The sequence below is a fragment of the Lysobacter sp. Root916 genome (assembly GCF_001429785.1).
GTDB lineage: Bacteria > Pseudomonadota > Gammaproteobacteria > Xanthomonadales > Xanthomonadaceae > Lysobacter.
Genome location: NZ_LMJF01000013.1, coordinates 284,803 through 304,836, shown reverse-complemented (window position 1 = coordinate 304,836; position 20,034 = coordinate 284,803). Strand labels below are relative to the sequence as shown.

General features: G+C 70.3%; 15 protein-coding genes. 12 read left to right on the top strand and 3 right to left on the bottom strand.

Annotation, left to right across the window (positions count from 1 at the left end):
- The first annotated feature begins 8 nt into the window (after positions 1-8).
- The 11 genes from ASE35_RS13870 (at position 9) to ASE35_RS13820 (ending at position 17,229) form a co-directional block, all read left to right on the top strand.
- Complete coding sequence (locus tag ASE35_RS13870; RefSeq protein ID WP_057164206.1) at positions 9-5,102, top strand: N-acetylmuramoyl-L-alanine amidase; 5,094 nt, start codon at positions 9-11, stop codon at positions 5,100-5,102.
- Positions 5,103-5,112: 10 nt separating this feature from the next.
- Positions 5,113-6,105, top strand: coding sequence for a hypothetical protein (locus ASE35_RS13865; RefSeq protein ID WP_200957032.1), 993 nt, complete (start codon positions 5,113-5,115; stop codon positions 6,103-6,105).
- Positions 6,105-6,356 carry a hypothetical protein gene (locus ASE35_RS13860; protein ID WP_057164205.1) on the top strand — a complete coding sequence of 84 codons (252 nt, stop codon included), beginning with the start codon at positions 6,105-6,107 and terminating at the stop codon, positions 6,354-6,356. The genes ASE35_RS13865 and ASE35_RS13860 overlap by 1 nt, the downstream gene beginning before the upstream one ends.
- Positions 6,353-7,150, top strand: coding sequence for a hypothetical protein (locus ASE35_RS13855; RefSeq protein ID WP_056180711.1), 798 nt, complete (start codon positions 6,353-6,355; stop codon positions 7,148-7,150). The genes ASE35_RS13860 and ASE35_RS13855 overlap by 4 nt, the downstream gene beginning before the upstream one ends.
- Positions 7,147-8,574 (top strand): S8 family serine peptidase, encoded by a 1,428-nt coding sequence (locus ASE35_RS13850; protein ID WP_057164204.1) that lies wholly within the window; start codon positions 7,147-7,149, stop codon positions 8,572-8,574. The genes ASE35_RS13855 and ASE35_RS13850 overlap by 4 nt, the downstream gene beginning before the upstream one ends.
- 192 nt (positions 8,575-8,766) lie before the next feature.
- Positions 8,767-10,866 carry a hypothetical protein gene (locus ASE35_RS13845; protein ID WP_057164203.1) on the top strand — a complete coding sequence of 700 codons (2,100 nt, stop codon included), beginning with the start codon at positions 8,767-8,769 and terminating at the stop codon, positions 10,864-10,866.
- Positions 10,867-10,907: 41 nt separating this feature from the next.
- On the top strand, positions 10,908-11,966 hold the full coding sequence (locus ASE35_RS13840; RefSeq protein WP_056180703.1) for a hypothetical protein: 1,059 nt from the start codon (positions 10,908-10,910) through the stop codon (positions 11,964-11,966).
- Positions 11,967-12,087: 121 nt separating this feature from the next.
- Positions 12,088-13,443: a hypothetical protein gene (locus ASE35_RS13835; protein ID WP_200957031.1), complete on the top strand. Its 1,356-nt coding sequence runs from the start codon at positions 12,088-12,090 to the stop codon at positions 13,441-13,443.
- 25 nt (positions 13,444-13,468) lie between these two features.
- Entirely contained in the window at positions 13,469-14,725 is a 1,257-nt protein-coding gene (locus ASE35_RS13830; RefSeq protein WP_056181276.1) for a hypothetical protein, read from the top strand.
- Between the two features lie 10 nt (positions 14,726-14,735).
- Entirely contained in the window at positions 14,736-15,626 is an 891-nt protein-coding gene (locus ASE35_RS13825) for a hypothetical protein (protein WP_057164202.1), read from the top strand.
- A gap of 1 nt (position 15,627) precedes the next feature.
- Complete coding sequence (locus ASE35_RS13820) at positions 15,628-17,229, top strand: hypothetical protein (RefSeq protein ID WP_200957030.1); 1,602 nt, start codon at positions 15,628-15,630, stop codon at positions 17,227-17,229.
- Here the strand turns inward: ASE35_RS13820 and ASE35_RS21230 are convergent.
- On the bottom strand, positions 17,226-17,399 hold the full coding sequence (locus tag ASE35_RS21230; protein WP_157489469.1) for a hypothetical protein: 174 nt from the start codon (positions 17,397-17,399) through the stop codon (positions 17,226-17,228). The two genes, ASE35_RS13820 and ASE35_RS21230, sit on opposite strands and share 4 nt — an antisense overlap.
- A gap of 136 nt (positions 17,400-17,535) precedes the next feature.
- Here ASE35_RS21230 and ASE35_RS13815 point away from each other — a divergent pair, with 136 nt between their 5' ends.
- A complete protein-coding gene (locus ASE35_RS13815) occupies positions 17,536-18,519 on the top strand; it encodes an NAD(P)-dependent oxidoreductase (protein ID WP_056180691.1) in 984 nt (327 codons plus the stop codon).
- Between the two features lie 15 nt (positions 18,520-18,534).
- Here ASE35_RS13815 and ASE35_RS13810 read toward each other — a convergent pair whose 3' ends face one another.
- Together ASE35_RS13810 and ASE35_RS13805 are read right to left on the bottom strand one after the other, a co-directional pair.
- Positions 18,535-19,215 carry a YoaK family protein gene (locus tag ASE35_RS13810; protein WP_056180687.1) on the bottom strand — a complete coding sequence of 227 codons (681 nt, stop codon included), beginning with the start codon at positions 19,213-19,215 and terminating at the stop codon, positions 18,535-18,537.
- Positions 19,216-19,265: 50 nt separating this feature from the next.
- Positions 19,266-19,670 carry a DUF3224 domain-containing protein gene (locus tag ASE35_RS13805; RefSeq protein WP_057164201.1) on the bottom strand — a complete coding sequence of 135 codons (405 nt, stop codon included), beginning with the start codon at positions 19,668-19,670 and terminating at the stop codon, positions 19,266-19,268.
- Positions 19,671-20,034: the final 364 nt, after the last annotated feature.

Here is a 20,034-nt window from a genome sequence, read left to right as displayed (position 1 = left end):
AGTCAGTCATGGCACTCATCCGAGCCAACCGCGAATCGATCGACGATCGCTTCAGCGTGCTGGGATTCACGGTCCGCAGCGAAAGCCCGCTGTTCGAGATCGGCCTGGCCACCGACCCGGAGCTGCTCAAGGCCGAAAACCGCGCGCGGCGCACGGCCAGCAACTTCTATTCCAGCCGCGTGCTGGGCAGCGGCGCGCGCCGCGGCGACGCGGTCTACCTGGTGCCGCCCAGCGTGGTCGCGCGCTTTGTCGGCCAGCCGCGGCTGTACTTCGGCCTGGCCACTTACAACGAAGGCGACCGCAGCCGTCCGGTGTCGGTGAAGATCCCCGATGCCGGCAACATGTACGTCAATCTCAGCGGCCTCACCGAACGCGGCCTGCGCCGCACGGCGCGCCTGGACACGGTGTCCGGCTACGGCGGCGCGGCCAACGGCGGCCTGGCCTGGGGCGGCGACGCGCTCGACAGCGGCGCCGCGCGCGCGAACGGCAACGGCCGCGGCAACGGCGCGGCCGCCGCGCCGGCCGCACCGGCGCCTTACAGCGACGGTTACTCCGACGATCTGTGGCAACAGGGCGCGAGCGCGCCGCCCGCGCCGGCCAGCAACGGCCACGACAGCACCGCGCCGGCCGCCGCCGCGCCTGCGCCAGCCGCCACACCGGCACCCGTCGCCGACGCGGCGCCCGCGACCGCGCAGTCCTACGGCCGCTACCAGCAGCGTTACGACGCGCCCGCGCCGCGCACCTCGGCGCCGAACTCGCGCTCGTTGCTGGTCTCGTCCTATTACCGGCCGAGCAACTGGTTCGACGCCCTGACCACCCAGATCGGCTTCTTCGTGAGCAGCGCGATCTGGTTCCTGGGCGTGACCGACACCACCGTGCCGCCGCATTCGGCGATCTGCCAGGTGCGCCGGCCCGACGGCAGCGAGGAAGGCGCCCTGCACGGCAGCGCGTTCTTCATCGGCCCCTGCCTGTTGCTGACCGCGGCCCACGTGGTCGACGGCCAGAGCGAACTGATCATCGTGCCCGGCAAGAACGGCGCCGGCGTGAGCGGCGCCACCGAGCCCTTCGGCCGCTTCCACGTGACCGCGGCCGATTGCCGCAAGCACCCGTCCTACAGCGCCGGCAACAGCGATTTCGACATGGCGGTGATCCGGGTGCCGGCCGCCAACGCGGTGCCGGCCGACCGCACCTTCGACCTGGTCGAGGAGCTGACCCAGTCGCGTCCCGAGGGCGTGGTGGTGTGCGGCTACTCCGCGCGTTGGTACGCCAACGACGCGATCGAGCAGTGGGTCAACGACAACATCGATCCCAACAAGCAGCACATGCACGGCGGCTACATCCGCAGCCTGCCCAGCGAGGAAACCTTCGACTACGACCTGCAGACCCTGGGCGGCGCGAGCGGCTCGCCGGTGTACTGGATCGAGGGCGGCACTTTCCCGCGCGCGCACATGGTCGGCGTGCACGTGGCCGCGCATTCGGCCACCACCAACCTGGGTTGCCGGATCACCGCGGCCAAGCGCCAGTGGATCGCCCAGGAGGCCGCGGGCTTCGGCATCGCGTTCTCGCTCGCCCAGCGCGCCGCGCCGCGGGCGCAGGCCTTGGGCGGCGGCAAGGTCTATGCGCGCGCGCAGGAGATCATCACCCCGTTCTACGATCCCGCCGATCCCTCCACCGCGCTGAGCTGCCAGGCCGACGCCTTCAGCCTGGCGCGCGAGGAATGGTTCGCGGGCGTGCCCAACACCTCGCTGTATCCGCATTCGGCGATCTGCCAACTGCTGATGACCGCGCCGGACGGCTCCGGCTACCAGGGCACCGGTTTCTACATCGGCCGCAACCGCATCCTGACCTGCGCGCACAATCTGCACGGCATGAGCAGCGTGCAGATCATCCCCGGCCGCAACGGCGCCGGCGGCCGGCCCTACGGGCAATGCACGGTGCAGTCCTCTTCCTGGCGGGTCGCGCCGCGCTACAGCGGCGACGGCGACTGGAACAACGACCTGGCGGTGATCGACAACGTGCCGATCGCGGCCCCGAACGGGCAGTACTTCGAGTTCCTGCAGGCCACGCCTTCCGACCGCCTGCCGGTCGTGGTCTGCGGCTACTCGGCCGCCTCGCGCGCGGTACCGGAGCTGGACGCGATCATCGACGGCGACAAGCAACACCTGCACGGCGGTTACGTGCGCGAACAGCCCAATCCCGAAACCCTCGACTACCCGATCCTGTCGCTGATGGGCGCCAGCGGTTCGCCGGTCTACACCCTGGCCGACCGCGGCGGGCTCAAGGCCCTGATCTGCGCGGTCCACGTCAGCGGCGAGCCGGCCGCACAGGGCCTCAACCGCGGCTGCTTCATCACCCCCAGCAAGATCGACTGGATCGAGGGCCGCGCCACGACGTTCGCGCTTGGCATGCCGGCCAGCCCGCGTGCGAACGGCCGCACGAACACACGCGCCTTCGCGCTCGAGGACGAAGAACAGGACAACAAGGGCATCTCCGAGGCGATCCCGGACGAGACCGTCGCGGCCGAGCAGTCGTATCGGCACGCGCGCGCGTTCGACGCGCCCACCGCCGAGTATCCGGGCGCCAGCCGCTTCGCGCCGGCCTACTCGGGCAACTACCGCGCCATGCGCACCCCGCGCACGGTCGACCGCATCGTGATCCACATCACCGACGGCGGCTCGCGCATCACCGGCACCATCGGCTGGTTCCAGAATCCGGACCAGCGCAACTCGCGCAACGAGCACATCACCGTCAGCGCCCACTACGTGATCGGCCGCGACGGCGAGGTCGTGCAGATGGTGCGCAACAACGACGTGGCCTGGCATGCCAGCAGCGCCAACACCCACGGCATCGGCATCGAGCACGTCGCCAACAAGCGCGGCCTGGACCCGACCGAGGCGCAATACCAGGCTTCGGCGGCGCTGGTCGCCTGGCTGTGCGCGCAGTACAACCTGCCGATCGACCGCGAACACATCGTCGGTCACCAGGAAGCCTCGCCGCGCGACAACCACGACTGCCCGAGCCGGCTGTGGAACTGGGATCACTACATGGACTGCGTGCGCGCCGCGGCCGCGCCGGCCACCGCACCGGCGACCTCGCAAGGCCTGCGCGGACGCGGGCGTGCGAACGCGCTGGCGCTGCCCGGGCGCCCCTACGCGACCGCGCAGGAAATCATCACGCCGTTCTACGACCCCTCCAACCCGATGAGCGCGCTGACCTGCCAGGACGACGCCTTCAGCCTGGCGCGCGAGGAATGGTTCGTCGGCGTCGAGGACACCCGCGCGTTTCCACATTCGGCGATCTGCCAGTTGCTGATGACCGACAGCGCCGGCAACGGCTGGGGCGGCACCGGCTTCTACATCGGGCCCAACCGCATCCTGACCTGCGCCCACAATCTGCATAACAAAGTCAACGTGACCGTGGTGCCGGGCCAGAACGGCGCCGGCGTCAAGCCGTTCGGCCAGTGCACGCTGCCCAGCTCGTCGTGGCGGATCGCGCCGCGCTACAGCGGCAGCGGCAATTGGGAGAACGACCTGGCGGTGATCGACAACGTGCCGATCGCGGCGCCGAACGGGCAGTACTTCGAGTTCCTCAACGCCACCCCGTCCGACCGCCTGCCGATCGTGGTCTGCGGCTACTCCGGCGCCTCCGACGCGGTGCCCGAACTCACCGCCGCGATCGACGGCGACAAGCAACACCTGCACGGCGGCTACGCGGCCTCGCAGAGCAACGGCGAGGTCATCGAGTACCCGATCCTGACCCTGCACGGCGCCAGCGGTTCGCCGGTCTATCACCTCGACCGCAGCAGCGGCCAGCTCAAGGCCCAGGTCTGCGCGGTCCACGTGACCGGCCAGCCGGCCGCGCAGGGCCTCAACCGCGGCTGCTTCATCACCCCGACCAAGATCGACTGGATCGAAGGCCGCGCGACCACGTTCGCGCTGGGCGCGGGACGTCCGGTGCGCGCGCTGTCCGAAAGCGGCAGCGACTATCCGGTGACGCTGGTGCCGCAGCCGAACAAGGACGCCTGTTGGGCCGCGTCGATGGCGATGCTGCTGTCGTGGCGGCACAACCAGTCCTACTCGCCCGAGACCCTGGCCAACCAGGTCGGCGGTTCCCTGGCCAGCTCCTACGGCTGGGACCTGCTCAACGCCGTGCGCGACCGCTACGGCTTCAGCGTGATTCCGCAGCCGTCCAACACCAGCCTGTATCACACGCCCACGCAATGGGCGCAGTGGCTGCGCGAGCGCGGCGCCTTGTGGGTGGTGATCGTCGGCGCGCCGCACGCGGTGGTGATCGCCGGCATCAAGGGCAACCTGGAGGATCCGGCCTCGGTGCAGGTCAAGGTGCTCAATCCCTGGGACACCCGCGTCGCTTTCGATTCCGATGCCGTCGATTTCCATCCGGCCAACCACGGCTACGAAGACTGGCTGCCGTTCGCCGACTTCGCCGCCGACTTCGGCAACATGGCCGAGCCCGATTACGGCAACTGGCGGGTGCTGTATCTGCCGCCGGAAGCGCCGCGTCCCAGCGCGCAATCGCTGGGCAGCGGCGGCGGCCTGCGCCTCGCGCGTCCGCCGTCCGCGGTGCGCGCCTTCGACGTCGGCAGCGACGCCAGCGCCTCGGGCGAAACCCGCGAACCGATCGAACCCAGCCGCGTCGCCGGCACGCGCATGAGCGTGCTGCGCGGCAGTGCCGGCGCCTGCCGCTGGGCCCTGGACCAGCTCGAGGGCCTGAAGTCGCCCGCGGTGCTGTCGCCCAGCGTGAGTTCGACCGCCGCCGCCGACGTGCGCATCGAGCTGGGCGAATGGCCGGCCATCGAAGGTCAGTCCTCTCCCTTGCCGATCACGGTCGATTTCCGTGCCTCGCAGGGTTCGGTGGGCGAGGTGCGCGTGATCGCGGGCCTGCCGGCCAACCTGGCCTACGGCGTGGAGGCGAGCGCGCGCATCGAGGACGCTCCCGATGTCGGCGGCGTCGCGGCCTTGAAGTTGAGCATCGACTACCGGTTCAGCGGACTCGCACAGGGCAGTCCGGCGGCGCGCATCGAGCTGCGCCTGCTCGGCGACGGCCGCTACGAGCGCGAGAACCGTTGGGTGACGACGGCCTGAGGATCGCATCGTGTCCGAGCACAACGGCACCCGCGGCAGGATCTTCCCCCCGAGGAACGGGGCGCCCGCGCCCGCGCGCGGGCTTGCCAACGCGCCCGCTGCCGACGCGCCCGCCACGGGCGCTCCGGCGCCGGCGCCGGCAACCGCGCCCAAGCCGCAGGCCACCGAGACCATCGCCCGCCGCGCCGGTGCGATGGTCAACGAGATCGACTTCCCTGGTTTCGTCGCCCAACTCGTGCACGGCACCTTCGACGCCATCGTCGACGCCTCGATCCGGCAGATGGAGAGCTACTCCGGCCTGGTCGCGGCGGTGGCCAAGACCCTGGACCAGTTCACCGAAGAGAACGTCAGCCCCAACCAGGCGCGCGACTGGCTGGCCACCCGTTACCCCGGCGAAGTGCAGCTGCTGCTGCCCGACGGCGGCGAGCGCACCGAGGCCCAGCTGGTGCCGCGCGCCGAAGGCCTGATGCCGGCGTGGCTGGGCGAGTACGGCATCGACGGCGAGGAGTTGAGCACCGAGGTGCTGGAGCAGCGCGTGCTGCCGCAGGTCCGGCTCAAGGTCGGCGGCGAACGCCAGCAACTGCTCGCGACCATGGTCATGCTGGGCATGAACCGGGTGGTGGTACGCGACGGCAGCATCACCAGCAAGGTGATGTTCCGCGCCGCCGCCCAGGACTCGGCCAAGGTCGGTTACGCGGTCGGCGCCGATCCGCAGTCGGTCAACAACTGGGGCGAGCGCGGCGCGCTCAGCTACAGCGGCCAGAGCTCGACCATGGTGTCGACGGTCGCGGTCAACGCCCAAAACGAGTCCAACGTCCGCGCCGACCTGTTCGGCGAGGTCAAGCTCAACTTCGTCAGCGAGACCCTGCCGCTGGAGCGATTGGCCGATGCGGCCAAGATCGCCTTGGTGCAGCGCCACTCGCCGGCGATGCGCGCGGCCGCGCCCGCCGCCGCGGCGCCCGCCGTCGCCGCGCCCGCGCCGACGCCGGAAGGAGGCGCGTGATGTTGCGCGAACTCTCGCAGCTGCTGGACGAACTGCATGACGGCCTGATCGCTACCGAGGCGCGCGGCCTGCCGGTGCAGGTGCAACTGGCGAACGTCGAGATGACGCTGCCGCTGGAACTGCGCCCGATCCTGCGCGACGGCGGCTGCGTGCTGCTGGCCGACCTGCCGCGCAGCCGCGAGGTCAATACCTGGAACGCGATGCCTTCGCGTCTGACCGTCAGCTGGAGCTGCGGCGGGGGCGAGCCATGAGCGCGCAGATGCCGGCCCTGTTGCGCGACAGCGGCGTGCCCTTCGACCTGTTCATCCAGGCCCTGACCGAGCAGTTGGACAAGGCCCAGGCGGCGATGGCGATCAAGGCCCGGGTCGGCAAGCTGCCGCTGACCTTCGCGGTCAAGGAAGTGTCGATGGACCTGCGCGCGTTCGTGCAGATGATCGACGACGACGTCTATCTGCGCCCGGCCGGCCCCGGCGAGTCCGAGGCCAGCACGATCAAACTGGCGCTGACCACGATCACCAAGCCGATGATCGAGGAGAACGCGGTCGACTTCAAAGCCGAGGATCCGAAGTTCAACCTGCGCGAGGCGCTGGGCGATTCGATCAGCGAAGACGACCAGCGCCGGCTCGAGCGCATCGGCGTGCGCACCATCACCCAGCTCAACGAACTCAAGCAAAGCGCCGGCACCGACGTGATCGCGCGCCTGTCGCGGATGCCGGTCAACCGCCTACAGCAGGCCCTGATGAACGCGGCCGCGCCGCGCGTGACCCGGGTCGAGCGCGGCGACGAGCGCGACGCGCGCGCCTCCCAGCGCGTGCACGTGAGCGCGCCGGCCCTGCGCGCCGGGCGCCTGCCGCTGGTGCGCGCCGCCGGCGAAGCGGTGCCGGTGATCGAAAGCGAAGAGGGCCGGCTAGTGCTGGCGCCGTTGGCCAGCCAGCTGGGCTGCGACGCCGAGCTGGATTTCGGCGGCGGCGAAGTCGCGCACGTGCGCCTCAGCGAGGGCCATCTCGGCCGCTGGAGCGACGACGCCCACGGAGGCCGGCCATGAACGTCGCCGTCGCCGCGCCGCGCGTGCCCGGTCGCCTGCTGGTCACCCTGCGCCTGGGCGAAGTGCCCGAGCACCTGCCCGGCTTGCGCGCCTGTACCCAGTACGGCACGCCGATCGCCGAACACATCGACGGCGGCGTGATCGATCGCCTGTTGCGCCATCACGCCGGCGCGTTCCGGGCCGCGCGCCTGCACAGCGCGCGCACCCCGCGCAGCGCGCGCGCGGTGACCGGCGCGCGCCGCTTCGACGACGTCGAGCAGCTCAGCGGCGTGGCCCGCGTGCTGCGCATCGAACTGCGCGATCCCAGCGGCGCCTACAAGCTGCTGCAGGCGCTGGCGGAACTGCCGATGGTCGAGCGCGTGGGTGCCGACCACTTGTGCAGCGCGCCGTTCGCGACGCCGGCGTCCGGCGGCGCGCACGAGAGCCAGCGCGCCTGGGCGCGCGAACTGATCCGCCTGCCGCAGGCGCTGGCCTACGAGCCCGGCGATCCGGCCACCGTGATCGGCCTGGCCGACACCGGCGTCGCGGTTGAGCACGAAGAGCTGTCGACGCGGCTGCGCGCCGGCTTCGACAGCGTCGACCTGGACCCGGCCACGGTCGGCGGCCTGACCCTGGTGGGGGACTACCGCCATCGCGGCGAGCGTCCGCAGGACGAAGTCGGCCATGGCACCGGCTGCGCCGGAATCCTGGTCGCGCGCGGCCGCGACATTCCGCCCGGTGGCGCCGGCGCCTGCGGCTTGACCCCGGTGCGGGTGCTGGGCGCGGCGGTGGGCGCGGACGATCGCCGTTTCGGCGTCGGCGCGCTGGACAACATCGACGCCGGCATGAAGCGGCTGATCGATCTGGGCGTGAAGGTGATCAACATGAGCTTCGGCACCCCCGAATCGGCGCTGGGCGCGGATGCGCCCAAGCCGCACGAGGAGATCGTGCGTTACGCCCTCGCGCGTGGCGTGATCCTGGTCGCGGCCAGCGGCAATTCCGGACTCACCGAGAAGTATTACCCGGCCGCGCACGAGGGCGTGATCGCGGTCGGCGCGATCGACAGCCAGCGCCGCCCGGCCAGCTTCAGCACGCGCGGCGAGCACGTGGCGATCTGCGCGCCCGGCCGCGACATCCTCACCTGCGGCCTGGCGGGATACCAGACCGCCAGCGGCACCAGCTTCGCCTCGCCCTTCGTGGCCGCGATCTGCGGCTTGCTGGCCTCGCGTTCGCAGCGCCGCGCCTGGCCGCTGGACAGCGTCGAGGCGCGCGAGGTCCTGATCGAGAGCGCGCGCCCGTTCGCCAGCGCCGGCATCGAAGGCTGCGGCCACGGCGTGGTCGATGCGATGGCCGCGCTGCAGGCGCTGGACGCGCGCATCGACCGCGCGATCCGCGACGAAGGCGACGAACCGGTCGATATACCACCCGCGCTGGCCGCGGCTTGAACCCTTTACCCCGCAACACCACGCACCGTCACGACCCGCACCACGCAACGCTGCCGAGGAGAGCCCCATGGCGAGCAAACGACACAACAGCAAGTCCCGCAAGCACGCGGGCGCCGCGGCAGACCAGCGTAACGCCGTGCGCTCCACCCAATCGTGCTCCACCCAATCCGTTACCAACGCGAGAGAACCGTCATGAAACGTATCCTGCTGGTTGACCTGGGCGAGCGCGAGCTGAAGAAGCGCCAGGAGCTGCGTGCCCGCCAGCAAGTTCTGGAGACCATCCAGAAAACCGCCGACACCAGCGGCGGATTGAGCAGCCGCCAGCTCGACGAGCTGATGCGGATCAAGAAGCAGCTGGGCAGTGACGTGGTCATCGACCCGTTCTACCGCCTGGTCGCCGCGACTCACCAGCAGGAAGCCTGGGAGGAGTTGGAGCGCAAGAAGCAGTTCGTGCACAAGTACGGCCTGCTCGGCTCGCAGCGCATGACCGGCAGCCTGATCGAGCCCTTGGACAAGTACGAGCGCGAGATCGCCTCGATCTGCGGCCTGCTCCAGGTCGACGGCTATACCGATGCCGGGCGCCCGGACTTCGTGCAGCGCATCAGCACCGCGCAGGGCGAGTACCGCAAGAACCGCGAGTTGTTCGACGCGGCCTACGCTCAGCTCGGCCAGCGCTATTCGGTGGTGCTGAAGTCGCAGATCGATTCGGGTCTGATCGATCCGTCCATTGTCGGTTGCATCGATCCCAACGAGGATCCGCGCACCCGCTACGACGCCCTCGACGGCTCCGCCGCCAAGCGCAACGCGGTCGCCGCGGCCCAGGCCGCGCTGGCGCGCTCGCGCGAGGCCGACCAGGCCGCCGCGAGCGCGCGCGAGAGCGCGCGCGCCGCCGCCAAGACCGCCAAGGACAAGCAGGCCGAACTCGAGGCCCTGGCCGACGAGAAGCCGAGCAAAGCCGAACTGGCCGCCGCGCGCCGCGCCGTCGCCAGCGCCAACAAGGCCGCCGAAGCCGCGACCGCGCAAGCGCGCCGCGCCGCCGACGCCGCGACCGCCGCGCGCGCCGCCGCCGAGGAGGCGCAGGAGGAGGCCAGCGATGCCGCGGTCGCCGAGGACATGCGCGACACCGGCGACGCCTTCGTGCCCGCCGCCAGCGACACCGTCTGCGCGCTCAGCGGCCGCAACGTCGCCGCGGTCGTGCGCCGCCTGGCCACCGACGGCGTCAGCGCCAACGATGCCTGGCTCGCCAGCCGCATCCAAAACGTCTACGACATGCAGACCGGCGTGGTCTCCGGCGCGCCTCCGTCGGCGATGGAAATCATGCTGCCGGACCTGGAAGCGGCCACCGACGTCGAGATCATCCGCGAGAACCTGCATGCGGTGCAGGCGATCTACTTCGCTTACATGCTGGAAGAAATGCGCCTGCCGCAGGTGGTCGAACGCATTGTCGAGCTGTTCCGCGCCGGGCTGCTGCCGTTGGGCCGCGGCAAGGCCGGCGACTATCTGTTCAACTACTACAAGAAATCCGGCGAGCGCATCACCGAAGGCGAACGCCGCGACCTGTACATGCGCGTGTTCGGCGCCCCGGGCGGCGATCCCAACGCCAACCAGCCCAATCGCGATTTCAACGAGCTGTGGCTGCGCTTCGTCTCGGCGGTGTCCTCGTTCGGCCGCCAGGTCAGCGTCGACCGGCTCCTGCGCAGCAACATCCCGGTGGCGGTCTCGCAGGAACAGGTGCGCAAGGCCGGCTACGACCTGGGCGCCAATCTGTCGCTCAACGGCTACGGCATCGCCTACTTCGCCGCGACCGAGCTGCAGCAGATGATCCTGGAGTTCCGCGATCAGCTCAGCGATCCGGAGATCCGCGGCGCATTCGGCGCGCGCGACATGTGGCAGGTGATCGACCAGGTCAACGCCAACTATCTGGGCGGCACCCGCAACACCCATCGCTATCGCACCCAGGCCCGCGCCGGCGCGGTGATCATCCGCTGGATCGCCAACAACCACCAGCGTCTGAGCGGCCGGTACGGCGAGGTGATCTCGCTGGCCGCGCTGACCAATCCGCAACTGCGCGGCAGCGACCAGCCGACCGTGGATCCGAACGACTGGGATCTGCTGCAGGCCTGCGAGCAATGGCTGGCCGTCGGCGGCGTGCAGGACGACAGCGTCGAGCACTACTCGCAGTCGGCCGAATCGCCGGTCATCACCAGCAAACCGATCGAGATGCCCGCGTTCGCGCGCGAGACGATCGAATCGCTGACCGGCGGCCTCAACGGCTCGATGCCGTTGATGTGATCGCGACCCCAGCCGCCTGAAGTCCCAACCGGAGTACCGCAATGAACCAGCCCTCTGGCAACCACGGCAAGCAACCCATGGCGACGCACGTCAAGCGCTCGCTCGCCACCGCCGCGCGCGCCCTGGGCACGCGCGATCCGCTGCCTTATCTGGATTCGCTGATCGACCGCACGTTCCGTCTGCCCGACGACGACGTCTCCTACGCCCGCAACGCGCTCACGCCCGGCGCGGTGCCGTACGAGCCGTCGTTCTCGGAGACCGAGCCGGACATCCTGCGTTTCACCATCGAACCGCTGGGCCCCGGCGCCGCGCCGATGGCCCGGCGCGACGAGGCCACGCGCGAAATGCGCCGGCTGGTGCAGCCGGTGTTCGGGCGCGACGCGCTGCGTTGGTTCGACTCGCGCAGCGAGGAATGGCGCGGCTTCGGCGGCCTGGGCTGGATGAACTACGGGGCATGGTTCGGCAGCGCCTTCGACGAGGACGGCCTGTACGCGGCCAAGATCTACTACGAGCTGCTGCCGACCCAGATCGAAGCGCTGTCGCCGGGCCTGGCGATGCTGACCCGGCAGGCGATGGCGGAGATGCCCAGTCTGATGCCGATCTTCACCTCGATCGGCTGCAAGCGCGAAGCCGGCAGCCAGCGCGTGACCTTCCTGCATCGCGGTCGCCTGCAGGTGTCGGCGCTGGGTCCGATGATGAATCGGCTCGGCATCGGCCATCAGTTGCCCAGTCTGATGCGCATCGTCGGCGTGGCCCTGGGCGGGCGCTTCGAGCTGCCTGACGGCGGCGTGCTGGTGGGTGTGCGCGAAACCCCGGATGGCGCCGAGCTCAAGCTCGAGATCCTGCTCGCGGCGATCCCCGATCTGCCCGCGCGCTTCCTGGATCTGCTCAAACTCGGCCTGGCCGAACGCCCGCGCCAACTCGCGGCGCTGTCGCGCTGGCTGGAGGCGTTCGGCATGGAGGAAGCGCGCGAGCAAGGCCACTTCTCGGTGCTCAGCATTCGCGTCAATCCGAATTCGCCGGCGCGCATCAGCCTGTATGTGCGGCCGATCGAGTTCGAGATGCGCGACAGCATCGCGGATGCGCGCGCCCTGCAGTAGCGCCGATCGGCGCGGCGGCGAGGGCGCGCCGCCAGGCGGACGCGCCCTCGGTGTAGTTCGGCGTGCCGGACCGACTTCGGTGCCGGACTTTGCAAAGACGTATTGAGACGGAGCCATAGCCATGTCAGCCGCGAGCGTCAGATCCGCGATCTTTCCGCCCAGCGCGCGTCCCGCCGGCTCGGCGAGCGCGCCGGTGGCCAGCCGCGAAACCCACGAATCCGCGCGCCTGGCCGTGCGCGAGCTGCTGCAGAGCAGTCAGGCCTTCCACGAACTGCCCCCCGACAAGCGCGAGGCGCTGGCTCAGGGCCTGGTGCGGATCGGCAGCTATCTGGCCGAACCCGGGATCAAGCTCAAGCCCGGCGAGCAAAGCCCGCAGGTGCGCGCATTGGCCAACGAGGGCCTGTCGCGGGTCAGCCAGCGCGGCAGCAACACCGACCAGGACGGCAAGTTCACCGCGCAGAGCGCGCGCGAGGGCGCGGCGGTGGCCGGCGCGCTGTTGCGCGAGGTCAATTTTCCGGAGTTCTGCGCCGGCCTCATCAACGGCGTGTTCCACTCGATCGTGCAAAGTTCGATCGAGCAGATGGAGGCCTACGCCAAACTGGTCGCCGACGTCTCCAAAAGCCTCAATCAGTTCCGCGACGACAACACCACCCAGAACCAGGGCCGCGATCATCTGGTCGAGCAGTTTCCGGACATGTTCCAGCTGAGCATGGACACCGGCAGTTTCGGCGACATGGGCGGTTTCGGCGACGAGAGCGCGGCGCCGCCCGGGCCGCGCGTGACCCTGCGCGAGGGCGTCGACGAGCGCGCCGCGGTCGCGCGGCTCAACAGCTCGCTGCCGCTGGACAAGCCGATCGAACGCCTCGATGACGAACTGATCGAGGCGGTGCTGGTGCCGGCCGCGCGCACCCAGGTCGCGACGGGCCGGCAGCAGCTGCTGGCGACGATGGTGATGCTGGGCATCAATCGGATCGTGGTCACCGACGGCAAGATTTCGGCCAAAGTCATGTACGACTTCCAGGCCCGCGACAACATGTCGTTCCGCAAGAGCGCGCAACAGTTCGACTACGGCGACCAGTACGCGACCACGTCCAGCGGCGACTACGAGGGCAGTTCCGAGGGCGGCGAGCGCAGCAGCTCCTACAGCAAGGACGCCGGCTACCAAAGCAGCAACCGCGACGCCAGCTATTACTCCAAGGGTACCTACAAGACCACCGCGCAGCCGGTGCTGAAGATGGCGTCCGCCTCGCAGACCACGATCGACGCCAGCCTGCAGACCAAGGCCAGCCTGGCCGGCACGATGGAGGTCAACTTCAAGAGCGACTACCTGCCGCTGGAGAAGCTGGCCAATCCCGAATCGATCGCGGCGATCCAGATGAACGCCCAGCCGGGCATGGTCAAGACCTTGGCCGGGCGTCCGCCGGCACAGGGCGGTCAGGCCGCGACGCCGGCGACCACACCGCCGGCAACGCGTTGAGGCGGCGACCTACGGAGCGATGGCCATGAGCGACTCAGTGCGCAGCGCAGCCGCCCCGCCGTCGTGGCTGGATGACGACACCTTGTCGGCAGTGCGGCCGCAGGTGCGGCGCCTGCTCGAATCCTCGCCCGGCTTCCGCGAACTGCCGGTGGCCGAACAGCAGGAGCTGGCCCGCAACATGGTGCGCGTGGCCTCGTACATGACCAATCCCGATGGCCTGGCCAAGCAGGAACTCACGCCAGGGCAGGGCATATTGGCCAAGAGCCAGGGCAGCGAGGATGGCCTGACGCGCGCGCTCGCCGGCGAAGTCGATCAGGCCAAGGGCAAGGCCTCCGACAAGATCGGTACCTTCGCCGGCAGCGACTTCAAGGCCGGCTCGGTGGAGCAGGGCGCGGACAACTTCAAGAAGTACATCGGCTCGGTGGACTTTCCCGCCTTCGTCGGCGGCCTGATCCAGAATGTGTTTCAGGCCATCGTCAACGCCTCGATCCAGCAGATGAACGCCTATGGCGAGCTGTTGAAGTCGGTCGCGCAGACGGTGGACCAGTTCGCCGCCGACAACATCAGCCTCAACAATGCGCGCGACTGGCTGGTCGACCGCTTCCCCGGCGATCTGGGCATCGACGCCAGCGACAGCGAAGGCGGCGGTCCGCGGCTGACCAACATCAATCAGGAAGACGACCAGGCCGCGCTCGCCCGGATCAACGCCGAACTGCAGATCGCGCAGCCGATCACCGACATTTCCGACGCCGATCAGGAAGCGCGTCTGACCCAGGCCGCGCGTCTGCAGATGGCGCGCAGCCGCCAGCAGTTGCTGTCGTCGATGGTGATCCTGGGCATCAACCGCATCGTGGTCACCGACGGCGCGATCAACGCCAAGGTGGTGTTCGACTTCCGCGCCAGCGACGAAGCCTCGCGCTCGGCCGGCGCCTCGCTGTACGACAGCCAGTCCAGCATGAACCGCAACCGCAGCGCGGCCGGCGTGCATTTCGGCTGGGGCGCGGCGGGCTCGGTCAACGAGAACGTGCAGCGCCACATGACCACGGTCTCGTCCTCGGTCAGCGAGGACTCCGAATCCAAGCAGGACATGAAAGCCAAGCTCACCGGCGAGGTGCGGGTGAACTTCAAGTCGGACTACTTCCCAATGGAGAAGCTGGCCTCGCCGGCGATGATCGCCGCGATCCAGGGCAACTCGACCCCGGTGGATCCGAACTACGTGCCCGGTGCGCGCGGCGCGGGCGGCGGCGCCGCCGGCGGCGCGCAGGGCAGCGGCAATCGCTGAGGGCCCGCGCATGCGCCTGGCCCCGCCGCCGCCGGACCTCCTGATCGCGCCGCGCCACGAGCACGAACCGCTGCTGCGCGCGTTGGCGTTGTCGCTGTCCGCGCTGGAGCGGCAATCGGCGCTGGTGATCGCCCTGTCGGCCGATCCGCTGGAAGGCGCGATCGACCTGCCGCCGGGCGCGCCCAATGCGATGGACCGCGCCCAGTTGCAGGCCGCCGCGCCCTTGTACTTCGCCGCCGAACTCGAAGGCGCCGGCCTGCTGCCCACCGCCGAGCAAATCGCCGGCCTGTTCGCCAGCGGCGCGATCGTCCAGCCCTTGGGCCCGGGCGCGCAGCTGATCAATAGCTTCTGGCGCGCGCGCCGCGAACGCCTGGACGCCAGCGAGCGCCAGGCGATCTTCGCGCGCGTGATCGAGACGCCCTACTTCGAACGCCTGATGGCGGGGCTGTGCGAGGCCATCGTCGCCCAGGCCGATGGCGGCGACCTGCGCGAGCGGGTGGCGCTGGAGACCGCCTGCGGCGCGCTGGGCGAATTCCTGGCCCTGCGCATGGACCCGATGGCGACCCTGGCCGCGCGCGACATCGTCGCCAACATCAACCTGGCCCTGGGCTTTCTGCGCGACCGCATGCTGCAGGCCGCATTCGCGGTGAACTCGCTGTGGCAGCTGGTCGCGGTGGCGGGCACCCAACAGGGGCTGAGCGCGAGCGGCGTGCAGCGCCGCGTCGACCAGGGTCGCGCCGGACAGACCGTGCTGCTGTGGCTGGCCGAACACTACGCCGATGCCGCGCCGCGGATCGCGGCCGACGATTACGAACTGATCGGCGCCGCCCAGCGCTGGCTGTCGGGCCGCGACGCCGCGCCGGCACCCGCCGCGGCGCCCGCGCTGTCCGCGGCGGCCTGAGATGAGTGCCGCCGTCGCCCGCGCCGCCGTGCCCGCGCCGGCCGCCGCCGCGCCGCCGCCTCCGTGGATCCGCAGCGCCGTGCGCGAAGTGCTGGAGCGCTCGCCCAACTATCAACTCCTCTCCGATGGCGACCGCCAATCGCTCGCGCGTTCGATGGTAAGGGTGTCCGCGTTGGCGGCGGACCTGATCGCCGAGGAAGGCCAGGCCGAGGACGAGATCGCGCAACGCGCGCCGCCGCTGGCGCGCGCGCAGGACCAGCCGGGCTTCGCCGCGGCCGCCGACCGCGTCGCCGACACCACCCGCAACGTCCTCAACGCGGTGTCGTTCCCGCGCTTCGTGACCGACCTGATCAACGGCGTGTTCCGGGCCATGCTCGATTCCAGCTCGCAGCAGATGCAGATGTATGTGCAACTGCTCAACAGCGTCTCGGCCTCGGCGGAGGGATTCGAGCGCAGCCAGTTCAGCATCATCCAGGTCCGCCAGTGGGTGGCCGAGCACTTCCCGCAGCAGATCGAATACGAACAGCCCGAGGAGGGCGAGGAAGTCGATCCGGAGGAGGCCGCGGAGATCCGCCTGCGCCTGCGCGGCGGCGCCTCGATGCCGACCGCGGAGGAGATCCGCGCCCAGCTGGGCATGGAGCCGGAGGAGTCGGTGGACGCCAGCAATCCCGAGCAGTTGGTGCCGCTGGCGCGGCGCTACATCGCGCGCCAGCGCCAGCAGATGCTCGCGACCATGGTCATGCTGGGCATGCAGCGGATCGTGATCGACAGCGGCCGCATCAACGCCTCGATGCGCTTCCACGTCGACACCCGCAGCGCCGCCAGCGAGGATCGCGGCAGCCAGTTCAACATGAACAACCGCGTGCGCGCCTCGGGCAGCTTCGGTGTCGGGCCCTGGGGCGCCAGCGCCGAGATCGAGAACAACATCGGCTACGTCTCCACCCAGCGTTCGCAGAGTTCGGAAGAAATGAACACCGATCTGGAGCTCAACTCCTCGGTCGAGCTGAACTTCCGCAGCGACTATCTGCCGCTGAACCAGATGGCCGCGCAAGCGCAGGCCGACCGCATCCGCAACGCCTCGATCAATCCCACCGCCGAACCCGATCCCAACGTCGCCCGCAACGCGCGTCTGGCCTCGCAGCAGCAAGGCGACCGCGAGCGCCGCACGGCGATGGACACCGCGATCGCCGACGCCGCGCGCCCACCGGCGCCGCGGCCGGCGACGGCACCCGCAACCGCGCCTGCGACTGCGCCCGCAACGGCACCTGCCACCGCACCAGCCACCGCGGCACGACCTGCGACCGCTCCAGCGACGGCCCCCGCGACTGCGCCTGCCACCGCACCCGCAACGGAGCCCGCAACGGCACCCGCAACGGCACCCGCAACGGCACCCGCAACGGCACCCGCAACGGCACCCGCAACGGCACCCGCAACGGCACCCGCAACGGCACCCGCAACGGCACCCGCAACGGCACCCGCAACGGCACCCGCAACGGCACCCGCAACGGCACCCGCGACAGCACCCGCAACGGCACCCGCAACAGCACCCGCCACTGCGGCTCGCCCCGCAACCGTACCCGCCTCGCCACCGCGAGGCGTTTAGGCGCCCGCGAAGCCGGCGATCGCCTCGCCGACCTCGGCGCCGACCCGATCGTAGTGACGCGGGTTCCGCGCGAACTCGCGCAGTAAGGCACCGGGATTGCCGGTGGCGCGCGTTCGATCAGGAAGCGCGCAGAGGCATCGCCGCGCGTCGGCGGCGTGCGGCCGTGCCATGCCCTCACGATCATGGTCGGGCTCCCCATGGACTGCGGCGATCCTGTCCGCCGGCACGCATGGCGGCGTCGGCCGCGATAGGGGAGAATGCGCGGCACGGGACGCCGTCGCGTCCCGCGCCCTCGGAACGCCCCGCATGAAGATCCTGGTCACCGGCAGCGCCGGCCACCTCGGCGAAGCGCTGATGCGCCGCCTGCGCCACGACGGTCACGAAGCGCACGGACTGGACGTGATCGCCTCCGCCTACACCGACACGGTGGGCTCCATCGTCGACCGCGCCCTGGTCGCGCGCTGCATGCGCGGGGTCGACGCGGTGTTGCACACCGCTACCCTGCACAAGCCGCATGTGGCCACCCACAGCCGCCAGGACTTCGTCGACACCAATATCTCCGGCACCCTCAACCTGCTCGAGGAGGCGGTGTCGGCCGGCGTCGGCGCGTTCGCCTTCACCAGCACCACCAGCGCGTTCGGCCGCGCCCTGACCCCGCCGCCGGGCGCGCCCGCGGCCTGGGTCACCGAGGACGTGACGCCGGTGCCGCGCAACATCTACGGCGTCACCAAGGTCGCGGCCGAAAGCCTGTGCGAGCTGTTCCAGCACAAGCAGGGCCTGCCGGTGCTGGTGCTGCGCACCTCGCGCTTCTTTCCCGAGGAGGACGACCTCAAGGCCTCGCGCGACGCCTACGAGGATGCCAACATCAAGGCCAACGAGCTGCTGTACCGGCGCGTGGACATCGAGGATGTGGTCGACGCCCACCTGCTCGCGATCGCGCGCGCGCCGGCGATCGGTTTCGGCCGCTACATCATCAGCGCGACCACGCCGTTCACCCGCGACGATCTGCGGCAGCTGCGCGAGGACGCGCCGGCGGTGGTCGCGCGCTATGTGCCGGACTATGCCGACGAGTACGCGCGCCGCGGCTGGCGCATGTTCCCCGGCATCGAGCGCGTCTACGTCAATCAGCGCGCCCGCGACGAGCTCGGTTGGCGCCCGCGCTACGACTTCGCCTACGCCCTGCAGCGCCTGCGTGCCGGCCAGGACCTGCGCAGCGACCTCGCGCGCGCGATCGGTCGCAAGGGCTATCACGCCGAAACCTTCGCCGAAGGCCCCTACCCGGTGGATTGAGCGCTGTCCGCCGTTTTAGTCGGGCAGGGACGGCGGTGGGCGGAAATGGCGGTACAAGGCGTAGAACACGCCGGTGACGCCGGTCAACGACGCCGGCAGGTACAGCGCGTCGTAGCCGAAACGCCGGAACGAGAGCGCGCCGATCAGGCCGCCGGCGAAGAAGCCCGCGACGATCAGGGCGCTCAGCGACAGCCGCTGCCGCGATAGCGGCCGTCGGCGTAGCGCATGGCCCAGGCCGATGCCCAGGTCGGTGATCATGCCGCTGAGATGGGTGGTGCGCACCACCGAGCCGCTGTAGGTGCTGGCCATCGCGTTCTGCAGGCCACAGGCGACCGCGGCGAGCAGAGCGCCGAGAATCTGTTGGCGGTGGAACAACGGCACCGCCGCGAACAGCAGGGCCGATTCGATCGCTAACGCGACGCCGTAGCGGCGGCCCAAACGCAGGGTGCTGTCCTGCACGATCATGCCGCTGAGCGCGGCGCCGGCGAAGAAGGCCAGGATCATGCCCAGCAGATGCGTCGCGGCACGCAGGTCGGCGCCGACCAGCGCCGCGGCGAGCAGCGAGGTGGTACCGGTGAGGTGGGTGATCGCCTGGTGCTCGAAACCCAGATAGCCGATCACATTGACCATGCCGGCGACGCAGGCCAGGGACCCGGCGCCCAGCCAGACCCAGCGCGGCAGGTGCTGCAGCCCCACTCAAGCCTCCGTAGCGCGGGCGGCGCGCGCGTTAGCCACGCAGGCCGCGGTCATGGCTCGGTTGGCAGGGTGTAGTCGAAGTCGTAGTAATGCTTGCCGTCGGCAATCTCGATGGTCATGGTGCCGCTGAGACCGCTCAGCTCGTCGTCGCCGGAATCGGGCACCACCCGCAGCACCAGCGCGGGAGTGCCGCGGTCCATGATCGCGCTGTGCTGCAGCACGAAGCTGCCGCTACGGCCTGCCAGGTGGCCTTCGACGCGCTCCATCGCGACATAGCCCGCCGAGCCGGCGACGCCGCTGCGGAAGGCCAGCATCTGGCCCTGGCCGCCGGCGTCGAGTTCGCCGTGGTAGCGCTTGTCCAGCCGCATGCGGCCGATGTGGCGGCCGGCCGCGGCGTCGTCGGCGGGTTGCGGAATCATTTCGACGTCGAAGACGCCGCGAATGCGCGTGCTCATGGGGTCGTCCTTGCCTGGGGCGCGTGGGCCGCGCATAGCGTCCGATGCTCGCTCCGGTCGCGGCGCAGGTCAATCGCCGCCTGCGCGGCTCGGCCGTGCAGCGGTTGAGGGCCGATGAGCGGCCGTGCGCGTGGGCCAGGGGCGGCGAACTTGGATCGCCGGCACCGACCGTCGTTTCCGTTTGTGCGAACGCATCGCTGCCCCATCGCCCCCCCCAGATGGAAGCCGTTGCTTCCTGTGGGAGCGGCGTAAGCCGCGAGCGCGTCGCCAAGAGCGGTCGCGCAGTCGCGGCTTACGCCGCTCCGACAAGAAGCGTCAGCACCAGCGTAATCCGGTGGCGGCGCAGTCGACAGAGCTGGGCGGC

What these genes read in the sequence shown, in the direction of transcription:
- ASE35_RS13870 (WP_057164206.1), top strand. Translation starts at nt 9, where the DNA reads ATGGCACTCATCCGAGCCAACCGCGAATCGATCGACGATCGCTTCAGC.
- ASE35_RS13860 (WP_057164205.1), top strand. Translation starts at nt 6,105, where the DNA reads ATGTTGCGCGAACTCTCGCAGCTGCTGGACGAACTGCATGACGGCCTG.
- ASE35_RS13855 (WP_056180711.1), top strand. Translation starts at nt 6,353, where the DNA reads ATGAGCGCGCAGATGCCGGCCCTGTTGCGCGACAGCGGCGTGCCCTTC.
- ASE35_RS13850 (WP_057164204.1), top strand. Translation starts at nt 7,147, where the DNA reads ATGAACGTCGCCGTCGCCGCGCCGCGCGTGCCCGGTCGCCTGCTGGTC.
- ASE35_RS13845 (WP_057164203.1), top strand. Translation starts at nt 8,767, where the DNA reads ATGAAACGTATCCTGCTGGTTGACCTGGGCGAGCGCGAGCTGAAGAAG.
- ASE35_RS13840 (WP_056180703.1), top strand. Translation starts at nt 10,908, where the DNA reads ATGAACCAGCCCTCTGGCAACCACGGCAAGCAACCCATGGCGACGCAC.
- ASE35_RS13835 (WP_200957031.1), top strand. Translation starts at nt 12,088, where the DNA reads ATGTCAGCCGCGAGCGTCAGATCCGCGATCTTTCCGCCCAGCGCGCGT.
- ASE35_RS13830 (WP_056181276.1), top strand. Translation starts at nt 13,469, where the DNA reads ATGAGCGACTCAGTGCGCAGCGCAGCCGCCCCGCCGTCGTGGCTGGAT.
- ASE35_RS13825 (WP_057164202.1), top strand. Translation starts at nt 14,736, where the DNA reads ATGCGCCTGGCCCCGCCGCCGCCGGACCTCCTGATCGCGCCGCGCCAC.
- ASE35_RS13820 (WP_200957030.1), top strand. Translation starts at nt 15,628, where the DNA reads ATGAGTGCCGCCGTCGCCCGCGCCGCCGTGCCCGCGCCGGCCGCCGCC.
- ASE35_RS21230 (WP_157489469.1), bottom strand. Translation starts at nt 17,399, where the DNA reads ATGGCACGGCCGCACGCCGCCGACGCGCGGCGATGCCTCTGCGCGCTT.
- ASE35_RS13815 (WP_056180691.1), top strand. Translation starts at nt 17,536, where the DNA reads ATGAAGATCCTGGTCACCGGCAGCGCCGGCCACCTCGGCGAAGCGCTG.
- ASE35_RS13805 (WP_057164201.1), bottom strand. Translation starts at nt 19,670, where the DNA reads ATGAGCACGCGCATTCGCGGCGTCTTCGACGTCGAAATGATTCCGCAA.